Source organism: Rhizobium sp. PDO1-076 (genome assembly GCF_000247475.1).
In the GTDB taxonomy this organism is placed as follows: domain Bacteria; phylum Pseudomonadota; class Alphaproteobacteria; order Rhizobiales; family Rhizobiaceae; genus Allorhizobium.
The window spans coordinates 1-18,891 of record NZ_AHZC01000428.1 but is presented as its reverse complement, the minus strand read 5'-3'; the positions used below and the strand labels follow the sequence as shown (position 1 = coordinate 18,891).

The 18,891-nt window shown below is 62.3% G+C and carries 19 protein-coding genes; 2 read left to right on the top strand and 17 right to left on the bottom strand.

Translation table 11 applies throughout. The features are described from left to right. The first annotated feature begins 24 nt into the window (after window positions 1–24). The gene (trmFO, locus tag PDO_RS24810; protein ID WP_007608282.1) at window positions 25–1,434 is read left to right on the top strand and encodes a methylenetetrahydrofolate--tRNA-(uracil(54)-C(5))-methyltransferase (FADH(2)-oxidizing) TrmFO; all 1,410 of its coding nucleotides are present in this window, start codon (window positions 25–27) and stop codon (window positions 1,432–1,434) included. 29 nt (window positions 1,435–1,463) lie between these two features. Here the strand turns inward: trmFO and PDO_RS24805 are convergent, their stop codons facing one another. From PDO_RS24805 to yajC, 5 genes are all read right to left on the bottom strand, one after another. After that, window positions 1,464–1,922 (bottom strand): hypothetical protein, encoded by a 459-nt coding sequence (locus tag PDO_RS24805; protein ID WP_007608280.1) that lies wholly within the window; start codon window positions 1,920–1,922, stop codon window positions 1,464–1,466. A 107-nt stretch (window positions 1,923–2,029) separates the two neighbouring features. After that, window positions 2,030–2,884, bottom strand: coding sequence for a phytoene/squalene synthase family protein (locus PDO_RS24800; protein WP_007608278.1), 855 nt, complete (start codon window positions 2,882–2,884; stop codon window positions 2,030–2,032). Between the two features lie 16 nt (window positions 2,885–2,900). Next, a complete protein-coding gene (locus PDO_RS24795) occupies window positions 2,901–3,299 on the bottom strand; it encodes an Mth938-like domain-containing protein (protein ID WP_007608276.1) in 399 nt (132 codons plus the stop codon). A gap of 4 nt (window positions 3,300–3,303) precedes the next feature. Continuing rightward, window positions 3,304–5,865 (bottom strand): protein translocase subunit SecDF, encoded by a 2,562-nt coding sequence (secDF, locus tag PDO_RS24790; RefSeq protein ID WP_007608274.1) that lies wholly within the window; start codon window positions 5,863–5,865, stop codon window positions 3,304–3,306. Window positions 5,866–5,931: 66 nt separating this feature from the next. After that, window positions 5,932–6,279, bottom strand: coding sequence for a preprotein translocase subunit YajC (gene yajC / locus PDO_RS24785; protein ID WP_007608272.1), 348 nt, complete (start codon window positions 6,277–6,279; stop codon window positions 5,932–5,934). 209 nt (window positions 6,280–6,488) lie between these two features. On the opposite strand from yajC, the gene PDO_RS24780 reads away from it, so the two are divergent. Next, a complete protein-coding gene (locus PDO_RS24780; protein ID WP_007608270.1) occupies window positions 6,489–7,367 on the top strand; it encodes an ATP-binding protein in 879 nt (292 codons plus the stop codon). A 54-nt stretch (window positions 7,368–7,421) separates the two neighbouring features. Here PDO_RS24780 and PDO_RS24775 read toward each other — a convergent pair whose 3' ends face one another. From PDO_RS24775 to PDO_RS24720, 12 genes are all read right to left on the bottom strand, one after another. Beyond that, entirely contained in the window at window positions 7,422–8,993 is a 1,572-nt protein-coding gene (locus tag PDO_RS24775) for a LysM peptidoglycan-binding domain-containing M23 family metallopeptidase (protein WP_007608268.1), read from the bottom strand. A 208-nt stretch (window positions 8,994–9,201) separates the two neighbouring features. After that, a complete protein-coding gene (locus PDO_RS24770) occupies window positions 9,202–9,855 on the bottom strand; it encodes a protein-L-isoaspartate(D-aspartate) O-methyltransferase (RefSeq protein WP_007608266.1) in 654 nt (217 codons plus the stop codon). Further along, complete coding sequence (gene surE / locus PDO_RS24765) at window positions 9,852–10,622, bottom strand: 5'/3'-nucleotidase SurE (protein ID WP_007608262.1); 771 nt, start codon at window positions 10,620–10,622, stop codon at window positions 9,852–9,854. Before surE ends, PDO_RS24770 begins: the two co-directional genes overlap by 4 nt. Window positions 10,623–10,642: 20 nt before the next feature. Then, window positions 10,643–11,926 carry a serine--tRNA ligase gene (gene serS, locus PDO_RS24760; protein ID WP_007608259.1) on the bottom strand — a complete coding sequence of 428 codons (1,284 nt, stop codon included), beginning with the start codon at window positions 11,924–11,926 and terminating at the stop codon, window positions 10,643–10,645. A 106-nt stretch (window positions 11,927–12,032) separates the two neighbouring features. Next, on the bottom strand, window positions 12,033–12,842 hold the full coding sequence (gene tatC / locus PDO_RS24755; RefSeq protein ID WP_007608257.1) for a twin-arginine translocase subunit TatC: 810 nt from the start codon (window positions 12,840–12,842) through the stop codon (window positions 12,033–12,035). Next, complete coding sequence (gene tatB / locus PDO_RS24750) at window positions 12,839–13,627, bottom strand: Sec-independent protein translocase protein TatB (protein WP_007608255.1); 789 nt, start codon at window positions 13,625–13,627, stop codon at window positions 12,839–12,841. Before tatB ends, tatC begins: the two co-directional genes overlap by 4 nt. A 120-nt stretch (window positions 13,628–13,747) precedes the next feature. Continuing rightward, the gene (locus tag PDO_RS24745; RefSeq protein WP_007608253.1) at window positions 13,748–13,975 is read right to left on the bottom strand and encodes a twin-arginine translocase TatA/TatE family subunit; all 228 of its coding nucleotides are present in this window, start codon (window positions 13,973–13,975) and stop codon (window positions 13,748–13,750) included. A gap of 13 nt (window positions 13,976–13,988) precedes the next feature. Further along, a complete protein-coding gene (locus PDO_RS24740; RefSeq protein WP_007608247.1) occupies window positions 13,989–15,116 on the bottom strand; it encodes an ABC transporter ATP-binding protein in 1,128 nt (375 codons plus the stop codon). Window positions 15,117–15,216: 100 nt separating this feature from the next. Next, window positions 15,217–15,951, bottom strand: a complete 735-nt coding sequence (gene scpB, locus PDO_RS24735; RefSeq protein ID WP_007608245.1) for an SMC-Scp complex subunit ScpB — start codon at window positions 15,949–15,951, stop codon at window positions 15,217–15,219. A gap of 7 nt (window positions 15,952–15,958) precedes the next feature. Then, a complete protein-coding gene (locus PDO_RS24730) occupies window positions 15,959–16,828 on the bottom strand; it encodes a segregation and condensation protein A (protein ID WP_007608244.1) in 870 nt (289 codons plus the stop codon). Next, window positions 16,828–17,853: a beta-N-acetylhexosaminidase gene (gene nagZ / locus PDO_RS24725; protein WP_007608241.1), complete on the bottom strand. Its 1,026-nt coding sequence runs from the start codon at window positions 17,851–17,853 to the stop codon at window positions 16,828–16,830. Before nagZ ends, PDO_RS24730 begins: the two co-directional genes overlap by 1 nt. Window positions 17,854–17,982: 129 nt before the next feature. Beyond that, window positions 17,983–18,891: SPOR domain-containing protein (locus PDO_RS24720; RefSeq protein WP_192814393.1), on the bottom strand; the 909-nt coding region annotated here is incomplete at its 5' end.

Sequence of the window (18,891 nt, the reverse complement as noted above, 5' to 3'; positions counted from 1 at the left end):
CCGCGCCATGATATGGAGCCGCCCATGACACACAGCACTCTNTCCCCCATCCACATCATCGGCGGCGGTCTTGCCGGGTCGGAAGCGGCCTGGCAGGCAGCACAGGCCGGTGTCCCGGTCGTTCTGCACGAAATGCGCGGCGTGCGCGGTACCGATGCCCACAAGACCGACAGTCTGGCCGAACTGGTCTGCTCCAATTCGTTCCGTTCCGACGATGCGACTGCCAATGCCGTCGGCGTCATCCATGCGGAAATGCGGCTCGCCGGATCGTTGATCATGGCCTGCGCCGATCGCCATCAGGTTCCGGCCGGTGGCGCGCTTGCCGTCGACCGCGACGGATTTGCCGAAGCCGTGACCGCCGAGATCGACAAACATCCGCTGATTACCGTTGTGCGGGAGGAAATCGCCGGTCTGCCGCCGGAAGACTGGGACCAGGCGATCATTGCCACCGGCCCGCTCACCTCGCCGGACCTTGCCGAGGCGATCCGCGCCAAGACCGGCGAGGATGCGCTTGCCTTCTTCGACGCCATTGCGCCGATCGTGCACCGCGACAGCATCAACATGGATATCTGCTGGTACCAGTCGCGCTACGACAAGGTCGGTCCGGGCGGCACAGGCAAGGACTATATCAACTGCCCGATGGACGAAGCGCAGTACAATGCCTTCCTCGACGCCCTGATTGCCGGCGATGCGGTCGGTTTCAAGGAATGGGAAGGAACGCCCTATTTCGACGGCTGCCTGCCGATCGAAGTGATGGCCGAGCGAGGCCGCGAAACGCTCAGGCATGGGCCGATGAAGCCGATGGGCCTGACCAACGAGCACAATCCGACCGTCAAGGCCTATGCCGTCGTACAACTGCGCCAGGACAATGCACTGGGCACGCTCTACAATATGGTCGGTTTCCAGACGAAGCTGAAATACGGCGCTCAGGCGGAGATCTTCCGGATGATTCCGGGTCTGGAAAACGCCGAGTTTGCCCGCCTCGGTGGCCTGCATCGCAATACCTACATCCACTCCCCGACATTGCTCAATCCGACCCTGCAGCTGAAGAACCGTCCGGGCCTGCGCTTTGCCGGTCAGATCACCGGCTGCGAGGGCTATGTCGAGAGTGCATCGATTGGCCTTTTGGCCGGGCGCTTTGCGGCCGCCGAGCGCAAGGGCGAAGAAATCAGCCTGCCGCCGGCAACCACGGCGCTCGGCTCCCTGCTCAACCACATCACCGGCGGCCATATCGTCTCGCATGATGAGCCGGGCAAGCGGTCGTTCCAGCCGATGAACATCAATTTCGGCCTGTTTCCCGAACTGGAACCGGGCTCGATCGTCAAGCCGGAGGGCGTCAAGCGCTTTCGCGGCAAGGACAAGACGGTGATGAAGCGGCAGCTTGTGGCTCTGCGCGCGCTTGCCGACTGCAAGGCATGGCTCGGTCTCGCATAAAAAGACCGTTCAAAGCGGGCTGTTGCCGATCAGGTGGTCGGCAGCCCGTTCGGAGCCGGATCAAGATCGGCCGGCCCGACATAGTTTCCCAGCAGCCAGAGTGACACTTCCGCCGCATCGGCCGCCGAAGCGAAGGTGAACTCGCCGTTGTGGGCGGGCGAATCGAGAAACTCGACCGCAAAGCCCTTGCCATTGGCCAGGTTTCGAACGCGCACGGTTCCCGGCTCGATCAGGTGGCAGGCATAGTGGTTGCGCAAGGTGCGCATGATGCCGGCCTTGTTGTCATGCAGGCGGACAAAGACAGCCTTGGCGTCCGCAGTCGCGTGAAGGCTGCGAATGGCTTCCTGCGGGAAGGCGCGGCCGAACTCGAGGATCGCCAGGCCCGTGTCCTGCAAACCATCCTCTTCCTTATGCCTGGCCATACGGGTGGAATAGAATGCCAGAGCAACCACTATTCCCAACAGGACCGCCCAAGTTACCACGCTCACCTTGTGTCTCCCGTCGAGGCAATTTCATCATATTTGAGGATCTAGCAGCCGAGCCTTGCGTGAACGTGTTGCGTTCCGGCTGACCAGCCTTTGACGGGAAAGGTAGATCAGATCCGCCCGGAGACAAGCGTTGCCATCATCCGCAACTGTCGGCGCCATTGCGGCGGACGGATGTCGTGGTCGAGGATTGCCGCCCCCCTGCTACGCGCGGACAGCAAGACACGCCGGGCCAGCGTTGCCGGCAGATAGGCCGGCAGTATGCTGCGAGAAGGCGTACCGGAACGCCGGGCCTTTTCCAGATGATCGAGACCGAGACCGGCAAAGGCTTCGATCGCGGCCGACAGCCGGGCCTTGTCGGCTCCCTTGAGCAGGTCCGGGCCTTCCAGCCCAACGGCACGCAGAATTTCCAGCGGCAGATAGACCTGCCCGCGTGCCCGATGAATGGGCAGCAGCAGAAGGCAGCCGGCAACCGCCTGGGCAACGCCCGCATGGCCGGCCGTGTCGGCGGCTGATGCCGCGGCGGCCGGATCGAGAACCAGACTTGTAAGCTGGATCAGCGTCGCCGCGGTCTCGCCAGCATATCCCTCGAACATGACAACGGTTTCCATCGGGTCGTCATAAAGGTCGAAGATGCGGGCATCGGCCATGGCGGCCAGCGGCCCGACCGGCAGTTGGTAGGTCCGCGTCGCCTGCAACAACTCGGCTGCGACCGGGTTGGCCTCATTCGCCCCGTGGCCGGCTCCCTGCAGCAGATCGCGCCAGTATTGCAGCCGGACCTCACCTGGAAGCGGCTCGCGAACAAGTTCTCGCACACGGGCAAGTTCCGCATTGTAGGCATAGAGTGCCGCGACGCCCGCGCGGCGGTCGGCTGGCGTCAAGAGTGCAGCCAGATAGCGATCACGATCATGATCGCGCAATGCTGCCAGGCACAGCGCCTCGTTGGCCGGTTTCGTTTCGCTCACGGCATACCTATCTGGGTCAGACCGCAATCAACGCGGCGGCGACCGGCCGTTGCTCGGCCAGCATGATGTTGTATGTGCGCACGGCAGCCCCGGTACCCATCGGATCGGTGGCGATGCCGCGCTGCTTGAGGGCCGCGCGAACATCTGGATCGACCAGGCGCATTTGTTTGCCCGTGCCAAGCAGCAGAAACTCGATGCCAGTCTCCGCCAATACCCGCTCGAAGACAGCAAGCGTCAGGTCGTCGCCGTCGTTGACATCCCAGCCATAGACGCCGGACGGCAGCAGCAGAAGCGAGCCGCGATGCGACATGTCGGCAAAGCGGAAACCACCATTGCCATAGGCATCGATCGGCGCCCGGCCGGGGAAATGAGCCTCGCGGATAACGATGCCCTTGTCTCCAAAGCCGAACGCCATTCGATCAGGCTCCCGCCTTGGCGGCCGTCTTCATAGACTTGTCACCCTTGTCGTCGTCCTGCTGGAAGCTTTCAGGGCGCAGCTTGAACGCAATCAGAACCGGTGCGGCGATGTAGATCGACGAGAAGGTACCGATCAGCACGCCGAACAGCATGGCCAGCGTGAAGGACGAAATGACCTCGCCGCCAAACAGATAAAGCGCAAGCAGGGCGAGCAGCGTCGTCGAGCCTGTGAGCACGGTACGCGACAGCGTCTGGTTGATCGAGATATCGATCAGCACATTGAGCGGCATCTTCTTGTAGCGCCGCAGGTTCTCCCGCATTCGGTCATAAACGACGACGGTATCATTCAGCGAGTAGCCGATGATCGTCAGGATCGCGGCAATGCTGGTCAGATTGAATTCCAGCCCGAGGAAGACAAACAAGCCGATCGTCAGGATCACATCATGCATGGTCGCGATGATCGCGCCGACGGCGAACTGCCATTCGAAGCGGAACCAGATGTAGATCAGGATGAAAAGCAGCGAGACGGCCACGCCAAGCGTTGCACTGAATGTCAGGTCGCTCGACACCGAAGGACCAACGACTTCCACGCGCCGGAATTCATACTGTTCCTCCAGCTCGCCACGCACCTTGCTCAACGCGGACTGCTCCGCGTTTTCGCCGCCCTCTTGCGCCTGCAAGCGGATCAGCACACTCGAGTCATCGCCAAAGCCCTGGGCCTGCACCTCGCCAAGATTGAGCTGGCTCAAGCGTTCACGGATATCGGAAATATCCGCCGCACCGCTGCGCGCCTTGGCCTCGATGATCGAGCCACCCTTGAAGTCGATGCCGAGATTCATGCCAAGCGTTGCGAAACCAGCCAGCGATATGAAGGCCATGGCACCGGCAAGCGCAAACGTATAGTTGCGGACTGCCATGAAGCGAATGTTCTGCGCGTCGAACATGCCTGTGCGCACGCTCTTCGGCACATGCTTCGGACGCTTCCAACGGAACCACATGGCCATCAGCCACTGGGTCATGGTGAAGGCGGTAAAGACGGTGGTCACGATACCGACCGCAAGCGTCACGGCAAAGCCGCGCACCGGGCCGGATCCAAGGAAGAACAGAACCACGGCTGCAATCAGCGTCGTTAGGTTGGCGTCGACGATGGTGGCAAAGGCCTTGGTGAAGCCGGTGTCGATCGCCTGGTGCAAGGGTCGGCCTGCCTTCGCCTCTTCGCGGATGCGCTCGTAGACCAGAACGTTGGAATCGACCGCCATGCCCATGGTCAGCACGATACCGGCAATGCCGGGCAAGGTCAGCGTCGAGCCGATCAGGCTGAGTACCGCCAGGATCATGGCAACGTTGGCGGCCAGGGCGATATTCGCCATGACGCCCCAGGAGCCGTAGAAGGCGATCATGAAGAAGACAACAAAAAGTGCGCCAATGCCGCTGGCGTAAACGCCGGCATTGATCGAATCGGCACCGAGGCCTGGTCCGACGGTGCGTTCTTCGACAACGGTAAGGGTTGCCGGCAATGCACCTGCGCGCAACAGCACGGCGAGGTCGTTTGCGCCTTCAACGGTGAAGTTACCGGAGATCTGGCCGGAACCGCCGAGGATCGGCTCGCGAATGACCGGAGCCGAAATCACCTGCTGGTCCAGCACGATGGCGAAGGGGCGGCCGACATTCTGCTGCGTTGCCTGGGCAAAGCGCTGGGCGCCGCGGCTGTCGAACCGGAAGCTGACAACCGGTTCGTTGCTGCGCTGATCGAAGGATGCCTGGGAATCGACGAGATTTTCGCCGGAGACCAGCGCACGCTTCTCGATCAGATAGGGAACCGCCGGATCGTCGGTGGAATAAAGAATTTCAGACGACGGTGGCGGACGATTGTTCATCGCCTCGGTCACCGGCATCGAGGTGTCGACCATGTGGAAAGACAGCTTGGCGGTCTGGTTGAGCAGCGACTTCAGGCGCTGCGGATCGGTTAGACCCGGAACCTGGACGATAATGCGATCGTCACCCTGCCGCTGGATCAGCGGTTCGGTCGTCCCGAGTTCGTCGACGCGGCGGCGAACCACCTCCATCGACTGGGTCAACGCCGACGACACACGGTAGTCGATACCGGCATCCGTCAGGTTCAACCGCAGAAGGCCGCCATCCTGTTGCTCAAGCGTGACTTCGGTAATCGATCCGCCCGTCAGGCCGCCAGCGCTGACGGGATCGGTCAGTGTGCGCAGCGCCTCGACGGCCGCCTCGACCTTGTCTGCATCCGTGATGCGGACCTGGACCTGCTGGCCGACGCCGGAAAGACCTGTGTAGCGAATGCTCGCGTCGCGCAATTGCGCGCGGATATCGCCGACCACTGTTTCCAGACGTTCCTTGACTATGTCGGCATGCTCAAGCTTGAGCATGATGTGCGACCCGCCCTGGAGATCGAGACCAAGGGTTACCTTGTTGGTCGGGAACCAGGATGGGAAGGCCGACAATTCTTCATCGCTGAAGGCGTTGGGCAAAGCCAACAAGACGCTGACCAGGACGGTCAGCCAGATAAACACTGTCTTCCAGCGAGAAACGTATAGCATGGCACTCTCAGAAATGAGGCGTCGAACAAAAACGCAAAGGCCGGCGCAAGGCCGGCCTGGCGATGATTAGGAGGCCGCGTCCGTCTTGACGGGCTCGCCCTTGACGCGGACTTCGGCGATGTAGGTGCGCATGGCACGAACCTTGACGCCGTCGGCGATTTCAACTTCGAGCTCGTTGTCGTCGACCACCTTGGTGACCTTACCGACGAGGCCGCCGCCGAGAACAACCTGGTCGCCGCGACGAATGGCAGACAGCGATTCCTGGCGCTTCTTCAGCTGGGCGCGCTGCGGGCGAATCAGGAAGAAATACCAGACCACCATCAGCGGTGCGAACAGCAGCAGCATTTCGAACCCGGAACCCATCGCGCTCGGAGCTGCGGTCGTTCCCTGGGCAAAGGCCTGCGTGATAAACATGAAAAACTCCTATGAAGACAAGCGGCAGGCTTCACGGCCCCCGCGTTCAGGTCGCCGGAATATAGTGACCAAGCCTGCGAATGCAACAAAAACAGCGCGCCTGCGTACCATTTTCCCGGCTCTTACCCTTTCGGTGGAAAAATCACCATGTTACCCGGCGGACAAGGGGCCTTCGAGGCCCGATGAATGCAGATCGCAAGGAGGTTGCCATGAGTGATGACACGACGCTGGCTCTGCTGGGTGAAGTCAAACGGCTGGCCGACGCCATCGAGCGGCTGGCCGGACCACAGCCGGTGGTCAACGATTGGAGCGCCGCCGACTGTTTTGTCTGGAACGCGGCGCGTCATCATCTTCAGCCTGTTGTGCGGCCCAACCGGGTCGAACTGCAGTTGATCCGCGGCGTCGATCATGTGCGCGACATCCTGCAGGACAACACGTTGCGCTTTGCCGAAGGCTTTCCGGCCAACAATGTCCTGCTCTGGGGTGCCCGCGGCATGGGCAAGTCATCGCTGGTCAAGGCGGTACACGCCGATATCCGCAAGACAACCGGTGTTTCGCTGAAGCTGGTCGAGGTGCATCGCGAGGATATTTCCAGCCTGCCGGGCCTGCTCGACATCCTGAAAGTGGCCGATCACCGGATCATCGTTTTCTGCGACGACCTGTCCTTCGACCATGATGATACCGCCTACAAGTCGCTGAAGGCAGCGCTCGACGGCGGCATCGAGGGACGGCCGGACAATGTGCTGTTTTACGCAACCTCGAACCGTCGTCATCTTTTGCCACGCCACATGATGGAAAACGAGCAGTCGACGGCGATCAACCCTTCGGAAGCGGTCGAGGAAAAGGTGTCGCTGTCGGACCGGTTCGGCCTTTGGCTCGGCTTCCACAAATGCAGCCAGGACGACTATCTGACGATGATCGATGGCTATGCCGACTATTTCAAGCTGCCGCTTGAACGGGAAGTACTGCATCACGAGGCGCTGGAATGGGCGACGACGCGCGGCGGTCGCTCCGGCCGCGTCGCCTGGCAGTATATCCAGGATCTCGCCGGGCGGATGCGTATCCCGGTCGACCGTCCGCAGGCCTGAACGCAAAAAGGCCCGGGTTCCACCGGGCCTTTCTCGCTACCTGGTACGCAAAACCTATTCCAGGAAAGTCATTGGATTGACCGGCGACGCGTTCTTGCGCACTTCGAAATGCAGCATCGGCCGCTTGACGTTGCCGCTCATGCCGGACGTGGCGATCGTCTGACCGCGCTGCACCTTCTGGCCGCGCTGAACGTCCAGAGCATCGGCATGACCGTAGACGGTGACGGTACCGTCGTCGTGACGAACCAGAACGGTATTGCCAAGTTCCTTCAGGCCGTTGCCGGCGTAAATAACCACGCCATTTTCAGCTGCCTTGACCGGGGTGCCGGTCGGGACCGAGATCGAGATGCCGTCGCTGCGCTTGCCATCGACATTGGCACCGAATCCGGCAATCACCGCACCGCGGGCGGGCCAGCGATACTTGCCGATGCCGGTTGCTTCCGGTGCTGCCGACTCGGTATCGACGGAGGCGACTTCGCTGACGGACTTGGTCGCGGTCGGCGCCTTGTAGCCTGCCGGCTGGTTTGCGGCAGGGACGGATGCCGTCTTGACCTGATCAGTCGCCGGAGCTGCCTTGGCAACGGCTGCGCCGTTTGCCGGGATCCTCAGTGTCTGGCCGATACGGATATTGGCGGTGGTCAGGCCGTTTGCCTTTTTCAACTGGTCAACCGGCGTACCGGTCGCCTTGGCAATACGGGCAAGTGAATCGCCCGGCTTCACCACGTAGCTGCCGGGAGCATCGCCCTCGCCTGCGCCGGAGAGAGACTTGCCATTGGCGCTGGCGGAAGCCGCCTGCTGCTTGTCACGCGAATTGAGCGAGGTCGGCAGAACCGCCACGTTCTGCTGTTGGTCGGGCAGGATCGGCTTCTTGCCGTCGAGCGGCACTGCGGACGAATCCGAGGCTGCGCGGGCAGCATTGGCGCCGCCTCCGAAGGTCGGGATGATGACCATCTGGCCGCTTGCAGCGTCGCTGGACTTGGTCAGGCCGTTGACCCTGAGGATCTCCTTCTGCGGCACGCCGTAGCGATCGGACAGCGTGGCAATGGTTTCGCCCGGCTTCAAAGTGACACGCGCACCATTGGTCGCGCTCCAGCCGGCGGTCTTCGGCGTGGTGCCTGTTGTTGCCGGTTCGGCTAGGTTCCGCGCAGGGGCCGCCAGTGCAACGGTCTCGTTGCCGGTCTGCGCCGGAGCACTCGGGAATGGTTGGGCCAGCGCTTCCGCACGCGCGGCGTTGCGATTGGCGCCAGCAGACGGTGCGGCGCCTGCCGGCGCGGCAAGCTCGGTCCGCTGGACGGCGACCGGCGTGCTGGCGGCGCGCGCCGAGGCCGGCTGATAGGTGCTGGCGGCCGGCATAGGCTGCGCCATTGCCTGCTGCTGATTGTTGTAGTTGTAGTTCGGCTGCGATGCGACGGAGCCACTGCCGATATTCTCGGCGGGCATCGGCGCCTGGCCGTTCATCCCGGCCTGCTGGCGCGGGATCGATGCCGTGGTGATATTGTCCGTGGAAAACAGCGAACTGAAACGGGTCGCATCGGAACTGCACCCTGCCGCGGTACTGGCCAGAAGAATGGCACCGCAGAGACGGGCGAAGGGCAATCCGGCTTTCGGCGATACACTTTTACGCATGACTCGACCCACATATGACGCAACGAACTATGGGTTTTATTAAAGCGCGTTAGTGTTACCGGCCGGTTAACCGCTCGGAATCGTTGTGAACTATTTCGAGATTACGCATGTAAGAGCTTGATCGCCGGCAGGCCGGCAACACTGTGCCGCCATCCGAAAACCTCTGCCAGACAAGCGATGCGGCCAGGCAGCCGACTTCCGGCTTGCGTCAGATATGCAGGGCAATTTTCGGCTGCATCGGCAGAAAAGGCACTTCGAAGAGGTCTTCCCGCTCGAAACGGCTGCCGGTCTTGGTCAGCCGAACCATGATGCAGCGCTCTGCGTCGACCATGATCGGCACCAGCAGCATGCCGCCCGAGACCAGCTGTTCGGCAAAAAAACGCGGCATGGACGGATAGGCGGATGCCGCGAAGATGCGATCGAACGTGCCCTCGCCCGGCAGACCGTTGCTGCCATCGGCCTGCCGCAAAATTACATTGCGCAAACCAAGGCTGTCGAGCCGGCGCTGTGCATTGCCGACAAGCGTGCGATACCGCTCGATCGAAATGACGCGCTCGGCAAGGCGCGCCAGAACGGCGGTGACAAATCCGCTACCGGTGCCGATTTCCAGCACCCGCTGGCCCGGCTTGACCTGCAGAAGCGACAGAAGACGCACGGCGAGATCAGCCCCTTCCATGAACTGCCCGCATTCGATCGGGATCGAGCGGCTGGAATAGGCATTCTCAGCATAGTCGGGAGACACGAACAGCGAGCGCGGCGTCTGCTCGACGGCGGTCAGCAGATCGATATTGCTCAAGCCTTCGGCCCGCAAACGCAGGACCAGCGCGGCAAAACCCTCCTTCTCGAGCAGTGCAGACTTCACGCGCCGCTCCCGAAGCCTAGCGCTGCCGCCACACGGTCTTGGACCGCATAGTCGGTCATATCGAGCTTGAGCGGCGTGACCGAGATCTTCTTTTCCCGCATCGCCTGGAGATCCGTGCCGGCGCGGAAATCTCCCTTGCGGTCACCGAATTGCAGCCAGAAATAGGGAACGCCGCGATTGTCATGCCGCTCTTCGACGCTGAGGCCGAAATCGAGTTTGCCCTGCCCCGTCACCTCGACACCCTGAACCTCGCTCGGCTTGGCGCAGGGAAAGTTCAGGTTGAGAAAGGTGCCCGGCGGCAGGTCGACGGTCGACAATTTGCGGATCAGGTCCGGCGCATAGGCTTCGGCCACGTCCCACGGAACCGGCGTGCGGGCGACATAGTCGTAGACCTGGGACAGTGCGAAGGAACGCACGCCATGCACGGTGCCCTCGATCGCGCCGGCCACCGTGCCGGAATAGGTGACGTCATCGGCGATGTTGCCGCCGGCATTGACGCCGGACAAGACCAGATCCGGTTTGCGATCGAGCACCTTGCGGATCGCCATGATGACGCAATCGGTCGGCGTGCCGCGCAGGGCAAAGCGCTTTTCGCCGACTTCGCGCAATCGGAGAGGCTCCGACAACGTCAAAGAATGGGCAAGGCCGCTCTGGTCGGTTTCGGGGGCGACAACCCAGACGTCATCGGAGAGCTTGCGGGCGATCCGCTCGAGAACGGCCAGACCCTCGGCATGGATCCCGTCGTCATTGGTCAGCAGAATGCGCATCGCCCGTTTCCTCTTGCGGCTCAGTTGGCCTTTTCGATTTTCGTCAGACCGCCCATGTAGGGCAGCAGGACGTCAGGAACAGTGATCGAGCCATCTTCATTGAGATAGTTTTCCATGACTGCGATCAGGCAGCGACCGACCGCCGTGCCCGAGCCGTTCAGCGTGTGCACGAAGGTCGTGCCCTTGCCGTCCTTGCCGCGGTAGCGCGCGTTCATGCGCCGCGCCTGGAAATCGCCGCAGACCGAGCAGGACGAAATTTCGCGGTAAGTGTTCTGGCCAGGCAGCCAGACTTCAAGGTCGTAGGTCTTGCGCGAACCAAAACCCATGTCGCCGGTGCACAGCGTCAGCGTGCGGAAATGCAGGCCGAGGCGCTTCAAGACTTCTTCGGCGCAGGCCGTCATACGCTCGTGCTCGGCAATCGAGCTTTCGGCATCGGTAATCGAGACGAGTTCGCATTTCCAGAACTGGTGCTGGCGCAGCATGCCACGGGTATCACGACCGGCAGACCCGGCTTCCGACCGGAAAGACGGGGTCAGTGCGGTGAAACGCAGCGGCAGCTTTTCCTGATCGAGAATGTCACCGGCGACGAGGTTGGTCAGCGTCACTTCGGCCGTCGGGATCAGGTAGCGACCGTCGGTGGTCTTGAACAGATCTTCCTCGAACTTCGGCAGATTGCCTGTTCCATACAGCGTTTCGGCGCGCACCATCAGCGGCGACGACACTTCGGTATAGCCATGTTCGCTGGTGTGCAGGTCGATCATGAACTGGCCGAGTGCGCGTTCCAGTCTTGCAAGCGGACCGGTCAACACGGTGAAACGCGAGCCCGACAGCTTGGTGGCGCGTTCGAAATCCATGTAGCCGAGCGCTTCGCCGATCTCGTAGTGCTCCCTGGCCGGATGGTTCCAGCCCGGCTTCTGGCCGGTCATGCGGGTAACGACGTTGTCGTTTTCGTCGCGGCCAACCGGCACATCGTCATGCGGAACGTTGGGGATGCGCGACAGCGCATCCGAAAGCTCGGCGTTCAGCCGGCGCTCGTCTTCTTCGGCGACCGGCATCGTGTCCTTCAGGTGGGCCACTTCGGCCTTCAACTTATCGGCCAGCGCCATGTCCTTCTGGCCCATGGCAGCACCAATCTCCTTGGAAGCAGCATTGCGGCGCGACTGCATGTCCTGCAGCGCCTGGACCACCGAGCGGCGCTTTTCATCCAAAGCGATCAGGCTGGCAGACAGCGGTTCTGCACCGCGCTTGGCCAGCGCAGCATCGAGAGCCTCGGGATTGTCACGGATCCACTTGATATCGAGCATTGTCGTTCCAGGTCTTGATTTGGACCGGGATCGGATCTGGCCGACGGCCTCGTCCGGCCCCATGTCGGCATGGGTTAAACCGGCGGCGGGAATGGCGGAGAACCGCCTATTCCGTCTCGTTCAAGGCAGCCTCGACAGCGGTAGTCTTGGCCCGATTGCGCTCGACGATTCGCGCCGCATAGATGGAAATCTCGTAGAGAAGGATCGTCGGGAGTGCAAGACCGATCTGGGAGAGCGGATCCGGCGGCGTGAGCACTGCTGCCACGACAAAAGCGATGACGATGAAGTACTTGCGCTTCTCGGCCAGCCACTCGCTTTCGATGATGCCGACACGCGCCAGAAGCGTGGTCACCACCGGCAACTGGAACACCAGACCGAAGGAAAAGACCAGCGTCATGATCAGGCTCAGATATTCCGAGACCTTGGGCATCAGCGAGATCGCCACCTCGCCCTCACCCGGCGCCTGCTGCATGGCGAGGAAGAACCACATCACCATCGGCGTGAAGAAGAAGTAGACCAGCGATGCTCCCAGCAGAAACAGCACAGGTGAAGCAACAAGGAAGGGCAGGAAAGCCTGACGCTCGTTCTTGTAGAGACCGGGCGCGACAAACTTGTAGACCTGGGAGGCGATCACCGGGAAGGCAATGACCATGGCGCCGAAGGCTGCGACCTTGACCTGGGTGAAGAAGAATTCCTGCGGCGCCGTATAGATCAGCTCCGCCTTGGACAGGTCGAGGCCTGCCCAGAGAACAGCCCATTTGTAGGGAATGACCAGCAGATTGAAGAGCTGCTTGGCGAAGAAGAAGCAGACGATGAAGGCGAGAAAAAAGGCGCCGATCGCCCAAATGAGCCGGGAACGCAACTCGATCAGGTGTTCGATCAGCGGCTGCGGCTTGTCTTCGGTTTCGCCGCTCATGCACGGTCCTCACTCTTGGTCTTACGTGGCTTGCGCGGCGCAGCAGGCGCTGCAACCGTTCCGGCTTGCGTCACGGCAGCGACGGGCTCTGCCGTCTTTGGTCCGGCAATCTCGGGTGAGAGCGCCTTGGTTGCAGCCTTAGACGCACCCTTGGGGGCCGCCGCTGCAGCGGATGGCGAAGCAGTCGTTGCTGCGCGCTTTACCTTAGGGGACTTGGCGACCGTAACGGAAGCCTCGGTCACGTCGGTCGTTGTCGGCGCTTTCTTCCGGCTCACCGTCTTCTTCACCGGCTGATCGATGCCGGCCGGAGATGATGTGGCCGGCGCTGTGGCGGTGGCGGCAACCGGAGCCACTGAAACGAGATCGGCAGGCGGCGGCGTCGGCGCGACCAGATCGGGCAGGATCGAATGTTCGACAACGGGCGTGCCGGCCACATCACTTGCGGTCGCAGGTTTCTGCGAGACGGCGGCGGGTGCATCGACTCGGCTCGCCTTCTGCAAGTCGGACTTGATGTCCTGGCCCATCTGACGCAGCGGGTTGATCGCTTCCCGCAACGAATTGGTCGGATTGAGCGAGCGGATATCATCGACCGATTTCTTCAAATCGTCGAGTTCCGCCTCGCGCAGCGCTTCGTCGAACTGCGAGCGGAATTCGCCTGCCGTTTGGCGAAGGCGCTTGGTCATCTTGCCAAATGCACGGATCATCGGCGGCAGGTCCTTGGGACCGACCACCACGATCAGGACTACCGCGATGACGAGCAGCTCGGTCCAGCCAATATCCAGCATTCAACGGCTCCTGATGCCATAGTCCGGCGACGCGACGATACCGCGCCATTCGATCCCGTATCCATGCACAATGCTGTCCCGGCGGCATGGCCGCCGGATCCGGACACGGGATCAGTGTTGTTACTTGGTCTCGTCGGCCTTGTGGTCGACAGTCTTCGCGGTGGTTGCACCGGGCGTGGTCGAGGTCGAGGATGCCGTATCCTGCTCGTCCTCGTCGCTGATGCCCTTCTTGAAGCTCTTGATGCCCTTGGCAACGTCACCCATGAGTTCCGGAATCTTGCCACGACCGAACAGCAGAAGGACAATCGCCAGAACGATGATCCAGTGCCACAAGCTGAAAGAACCCATTACCTGCCACTCCTTAGATTTGCGTTTCCCCGATGTAGGGGTTTTCTATCGGTTTTTCAAACACCAAAATGTCACGCGGATCGACTGTGATCGTCACATCTCGTATAGCTGGCGACAACAGATCGGCGCGGATGCGGGCACGCACGGGACGTTCGGTGCCCGGTATGGCAAGGTCAAGGAGTTCGACCACGCCGAGGAACCTCCGGGCAAGGATGCGCGCCGGGATGGCGCCGCCGCTTTCGCGGACGGAGAGCCCCGACAGCCGCACAGCGATCGAGACCTCGCACCCCTCGGCAAAGCCATTGGCCGGAGCTGTTCCAAGTGGCGTCTCGACCCTGCCACCCGTGACGGTCCCTGAAAATTCGTTGATTTCCGAGAAAAAGGCGGCGGCAAACAGGTCGCGCGGTCGCCGATAGAGATCGTCGGATGTGCCGACCTGCACCAATTGGCCGTCACGTAGCAAAGCAATGCGGTCCGCCATGCGCATGGCTTCCTCGGCATCATGGGTGACGACGACGGCGGTTGCCCGACTTTCGCGCAGGATATCCAGCGTGTCGGCCCGGATCGTATCCTTCAGCCGCGAGTCCAGACCGGAAAAAGGCTCATCCATCAACAGCACGCTTGGGCGCGGGGCGAGCGCCCGGGCCAGCGCCACGCGCTGTTGCTCACCGCCGGACAGTGAATGCGGGTATTTCTCGGCATAGTGGGACAGCCCCACCCGCTCCAGTGCCAGCATCGCCTCGGACACCGCATTCTTAGACGGCATGGCGGTCAGGCCGAAGCGGACATTGTCCAGCACGCTCATATGGGGAAACAGGGCAAAATCCTGGAACATCAGCCCGATACCGCGCTTTTCCGGCGGTACGAAACCGGACGGACCGGCCACCTCGCTGTCATTGATCAACAACCGCCCGCTGGTCTGCACCTCGATGCCGGCCGCAATGCGCAGCAGCGTCGTCTTGCCCGATCCGGACGGTCCGAGCAGGCATAGAACTTCACCCGGCTCGGCCGTCAGCGTGACGCCGCGGATCGTGTCCTTGCCGTGATAGCGGTGGCGGATATCCTCAAAGGTCAGACGCGCGGCAAAGGTCACGCCGGCCGTGCGCTGTCCGTCTCCATGCTGGCTTCTCGCTGGGTTCATTCCGTCGTCCGCACGGCCTCTTATCCGCTGGATGCACCGCCGGGACTGAATTCCCACCGGGCATCCGGGGGAACTGCCGGTTACCATTCAAAAGCTGACCCTATTCCTCTGCTTCACCGCCCGGAGTCAAGAGGCCGAGTTCCTCGAGATCAAGCTGGGTGATCGGATCCTCGTCTTCCGTCAGGTCATCACTGCCGAAGGGGAGCGGGATATTGAAATTCGACGGGATGCGCCCGGACAGCAGTCCAGCGCCCTTGAGTTCCTCGAGACCCGGCAGGTCGCGTAGTTCCTCAAGACCGAAGTGATCGAGAAAATCACGCGTCGTGCCCAGTGTCACCGGACGCCCCGGCGAGCGGCGACGGCCGCGAAACCGCACCCAGCCGGCCTCCATCAGCACGTCCAGCGTGCCCCTGGATGTCTGGACGCCGCGGATATCCTCGATCTCCGCCCGCGTCACCGGCTGGTGATAGGCGATGATCGACAACACTTCCAATGCCGCGCGCGACAGTTTCTTGACCTCTATCTCTTCGTTGCGAATGGCAAACGAGAGGTCGGCTGCCGTCCGGAAGGCCCAATAGTCGTCGACCTGAACCAGATTGACGCCGCGGCTGGCATAGTCGTCCTTCAGACGATGGAGGATCGTGGCCGCATCGATATCGCGCGGCAGGCGCTCGGAAATGAAATGGGTCGACACCGGCTCGGCAGAGGCAAACACCAGTGCCTCTGCAATCCGCAGCGCCTCGCGCTCGTCGAACGCCCGCTGCGGATCGGTCGGCGCCTTGCCGGTCTCGAAATCCTGGTCGTCGATGACGTCGTTTTGATCACTGCCGCTCATGCGCGCCTCACTCCACCGACTTCAGGGCTTGGGCCTTGGGTCCGCTGCGCATGAAGATCGGCTGGAAGGCGCCTTCCTGGCGGATCTCCAGCCGTCCTTCGCGCACCAGTTCCAGCGAGGCGGCAAACGAGCTGGCAATCGCCGTCACGCGCTCTTCCTCGCTCGGCAGGTAGCGCAACAGATAATGTTCCAGGGCCGTCCAGTCATCGATTTCGCCGATCATGCGGGTCAGCATGCCGCGCGCATCGACAAGTGACCATACCTTGCGGCGCTCGATGGTCACCTGGGTGACAGCCTGGCGCTGGCGCAGCGACGCATAGGCGGTCAGGAGGTCATACAGCGTCGCCTCATAGGCGCTTTCGCTGCGACGCGGCACATGCTCCGGCGCGCCGCGCGCAAAGACGTCGCGACCAAGCCTGTTGCGGTTGATCAGGCGCGTGGCTGCATCGCGCATCGCCTCCAGTCGCTTCAACCGGAAGGCCAGCGTCGCGGCCATCTCTTCGCCCGATGGTCCATCGTCCTTGGCTTGCTGCGGGATCAGCAGCCGCGACTTCAGATAGGCAAGCCACGCCGCCATCACCAGATAGTCGGCCGCCAGTTCAAGACGGATGCGCCGCGCGCTTTCGACAAACTGCAGATATTGCTCGGCCAGCGCCAGCACGGAAATGCGGGAAAGGTCGACCTTCTGGTTGCGTGCGAGGAACAGCAGAAGATCGAGCGGCCCCTCGAAGCCGGCGACATCGATCAAAAGCGCCGGATCGGTGACGGCGCGGTCCTCGGCATTGTCCTGCCACAGACTGTCCATCGGCATCGGCGCCGGGGTCTCGGCGTTCGACGGACGATTGACGATCGTCGGGAGGACCGGGCCGCGCACCATCAAGCAACCGCCAGAAGCGACGCGAACTCGTCGCGCAAGGCCTGCTCGTCGCTGTCATCCGGCAGCGTGAAGGCGGCCTCGACCGCGTCGGCCCGCCGCCTTGCGGCGCCCGACAGTTCGGATGCAGCGGCAGAAACCGCCTGCATTTCGTCCATGTGACCGTGGCAATGCAGGATGACGTCCAGAACGGCGGCAATGCGCTCGGCCCGCTCGCCGATCGTGCCCTTCAGGGCATTCATCGAAATATCGTCCGACATCAGCAGCCCTTCAAAACCGATAGACCCGCGAATGATCTCGTCGGTGACGATCCGCGATGTCGATGCCGGATGCTCCGGATCGATATCGGAATATACCACATGGCAGCTCATGGCCATCAACTCGTTGCGCAAGGCCCCGAACGGCAGGAAATCATGCGCCTCCAGGTCTGCCCGCGGGACCGTGACCACCGGCAGATCATGATGGCTGTCGGCCATGCCGCGGCCATGGCCCGGAATGTGTTTCATCACCGGCAGCACACCGCCGGCCTTCAGGCCATCGGCCGCCGCCTGCCCGATGGCGGCAACGATCCGAGGGTCGGTTGCGTAGGCGCGGTCGCCGATCACGTTGCTGGCACCCTCGACCGGTACATCAAGAACCGGCAGGCAATCGACATTGATGCCGAGACGGTAAAGGTCGAAAGCGTGAAGACGCGACAGCAGCCAGGCGGCCCGCAACCCCTTCTCCGCGTCGGCGCGATACAATTCGCCGATCATGGCGCCGGACGGGTAACGCGGCGCGATCGGGTCGCGAATGCGCTGAACGCGTCCCCCCTCCTGGTCGATCAGCACCGGCGCGTTGCGCCCGCCGACCGTCTCGCGCATCTCCGCAACGAGGTCCTTGATCTGCGCTGCCTCGCCGATATTGCGGCCGAACAAGATGAAACCCCAGGGCTGTTCGTCGCGGTAGAACGCCTTTTCATCTGCCGTCAGGCGTTGGCCGAGGCAACCGAGGATCATGGATTTGGCAGGGGCATTTGTCTGGGTCATGGCTTGAATCATAGTTCCGGAGGGATGAAAGCCGAAGCGGGGGATCTTGCGAGGACGGGCCTCATACACAGAAAAAGAGGCGGAACCGTCGGTTCCGCCCCCTGAATTACGCAATCGAAGATGCCAGGATCATTTCGAGACCAGGCAACTTCCGCCGGCTGCACGATATTTCTCGCACAGTGCCACGGCTTCGGCCTTGCTGCCTGCGCCGACCCGAACCCGGTAGAACGTGCCCTTGCCAGGAATATCGGCCTTGCGGATCTCGAATGGCTGACCGCCGAGCACGCTGGCAAACTTGCCGGACAGGTTTCGGTAGCTCTTCTGCGCATCGGCTTCAGACGGCAGCGAGGCGATCTGGATGGCATAGCTGCCGGATGCGGAAGAAGCCGCCGGTGCTGTCGCTGCCGGTGTCGAGGGCGCGACAGCTGCCGTTTCCGTCGGCGCAGCCTGCGCCTGGGTTGCGGCGGGAGCAGGTGTCGGGCGCACATTGCCCTGATCCGTCACCGTGCTGACGACATTAACCGGCTGCTGCGCCGGGCGGCTGGTCGGAATGGGGGCCTTCGGATCAGGCGTACCGGTCATTTCCGCAACCGGTGCCTCGACAGGAGCGACAGCCGCCGTCTCGACCGGTGTGGATGCTGCCGGCGTTGCAACAGGCGGCACGACGCTGGTCTCGATCGGCTTGACGACATCCGTCGTGTTGACCGGCTGGCTAGGCGCAGCCAGCACCGGGGTCGCGGACTGCTGGCCGGCCTGCGTTGCGGCTGCAGTCTGTGTCGCTGTTACCACTTCCGGAACATCCTGGGCGACCAGGGTGCCATCCGGACGAACGATCATCGTGCGGACCTTGCGCGGCGTGATGGTGCCCGGATCATCGGCCGCAGTAGCGGTTTCCGCCGTCTGGCCATCCGGCAGCAGACGCGGATCTTCCGTCTCGCCGACCGGGGTGGCAATCGCGCCATCCTGGTCTTCGTTTTCCATCGGTAGGTTTTCCGGAATAAGGGTCCGCTGAACCACGTCCATCGGCTCTTCTTCAGA

Excerpts from the sequence above, each read along its gene's own strand:
- PDO_RS24775 (WP_007608268.1), bottom strand. The coding sequence starts at position 8,993 with ATGCGTAAAAGTGTATCGCCGAAAGCCGGATTGCCCTTCGCCCGTCTC.
- secDF (WP_007608274.1), bottom strand. The coding sequence starts at position 5,865 with ATGCTATACGTTTCTCGCTGGAAGACAGTGTTTATCTGGCTGACCGTC.
- PDO_RS24795 (WP_007608276.1), bottom strand. The coding sequence starts at position 3,299 with ATGGCGTTCGGCTTTGGAGACAAGGGCATCGTTATCCGCGAGGCTCAT.
- PDO_RS24730 (WP_007608244.1), bottom strand. The coding sequence starts at position 16,828 with ATGGTGCGCGGCCCGGTCCTCCCGACGATCGTCAATCGTCCGTCGAAC.
- serS (WP_007608259.1), bottom strand. The coding sequence starts at position 11,926 with ATGCTCGATATCAAGTGGATCCGTGACAATCCCGAGGCTCTCGATGCT.
- yajC (WP_007608272.1), bottom strand. The coding sequence starts at position 6,279 with ATGTTTATCACGCAGGCCTTTGCCCAGGGAACGACCGCAGCTCCGAGC.
- PDO_RS24780 (WP_007608270.1), top strand. The coding sequence starts at position 6,489 with ATGAGTGATGACACGACGCTGGCTCTGCTGGGTGAAGTCAAACGGCTG.
- nagZ (WP_007608241.1), bottom strand. The coding sequence starts at position 17,853 with ATGACCCAGACAAATGCCCCTGCCAAATCCATGATCCTCGGTTGCCTC.
- scpB (WP_007608245.1), bottom strand. The coding sequence starts at position 15,951 with ATGAGCGGCAGTGATCAAAACGACGTCATCGACGACCAGGATTTCGAG.
- surE (WP_007608262.1), bottom strand. The coding sequence starts at position 10,622 with ATGCGCATTCTGCTGACCAATGACGACGGGATCCATGCCGAGGGTCTG.
- PDO_RS24740 (WP_007608247.1), bottom strand. The coding sequence starts at position 15,116 with ATGAACCCAGCGAGAAGCCAGCATGGAGACGGACAGCGCACGGCCGGC.
- PDO_RS24745 (WP_007608253.1), bottom strand. The coding sequence starts at position 13,975 with ATGGGTTCTTTCAGCTTGTGGCACTGGATCATCGTTCTGGCGATTGTC.
- tatB (WP_007608255.1), bottom strand. The coding sequence starts at position 13,627 with ATGCTGGATATTGGCTGGACCGAGCTGCTCGTCATCGCGGTAGTCCTG.
- tatC (WP_007608257.1), bottom strand. The coding sequence starts at position 12,842 with ATGAGCGGCGAAACCGAAGACAAGCCGCAGCCGCTGATCGAACACCTG.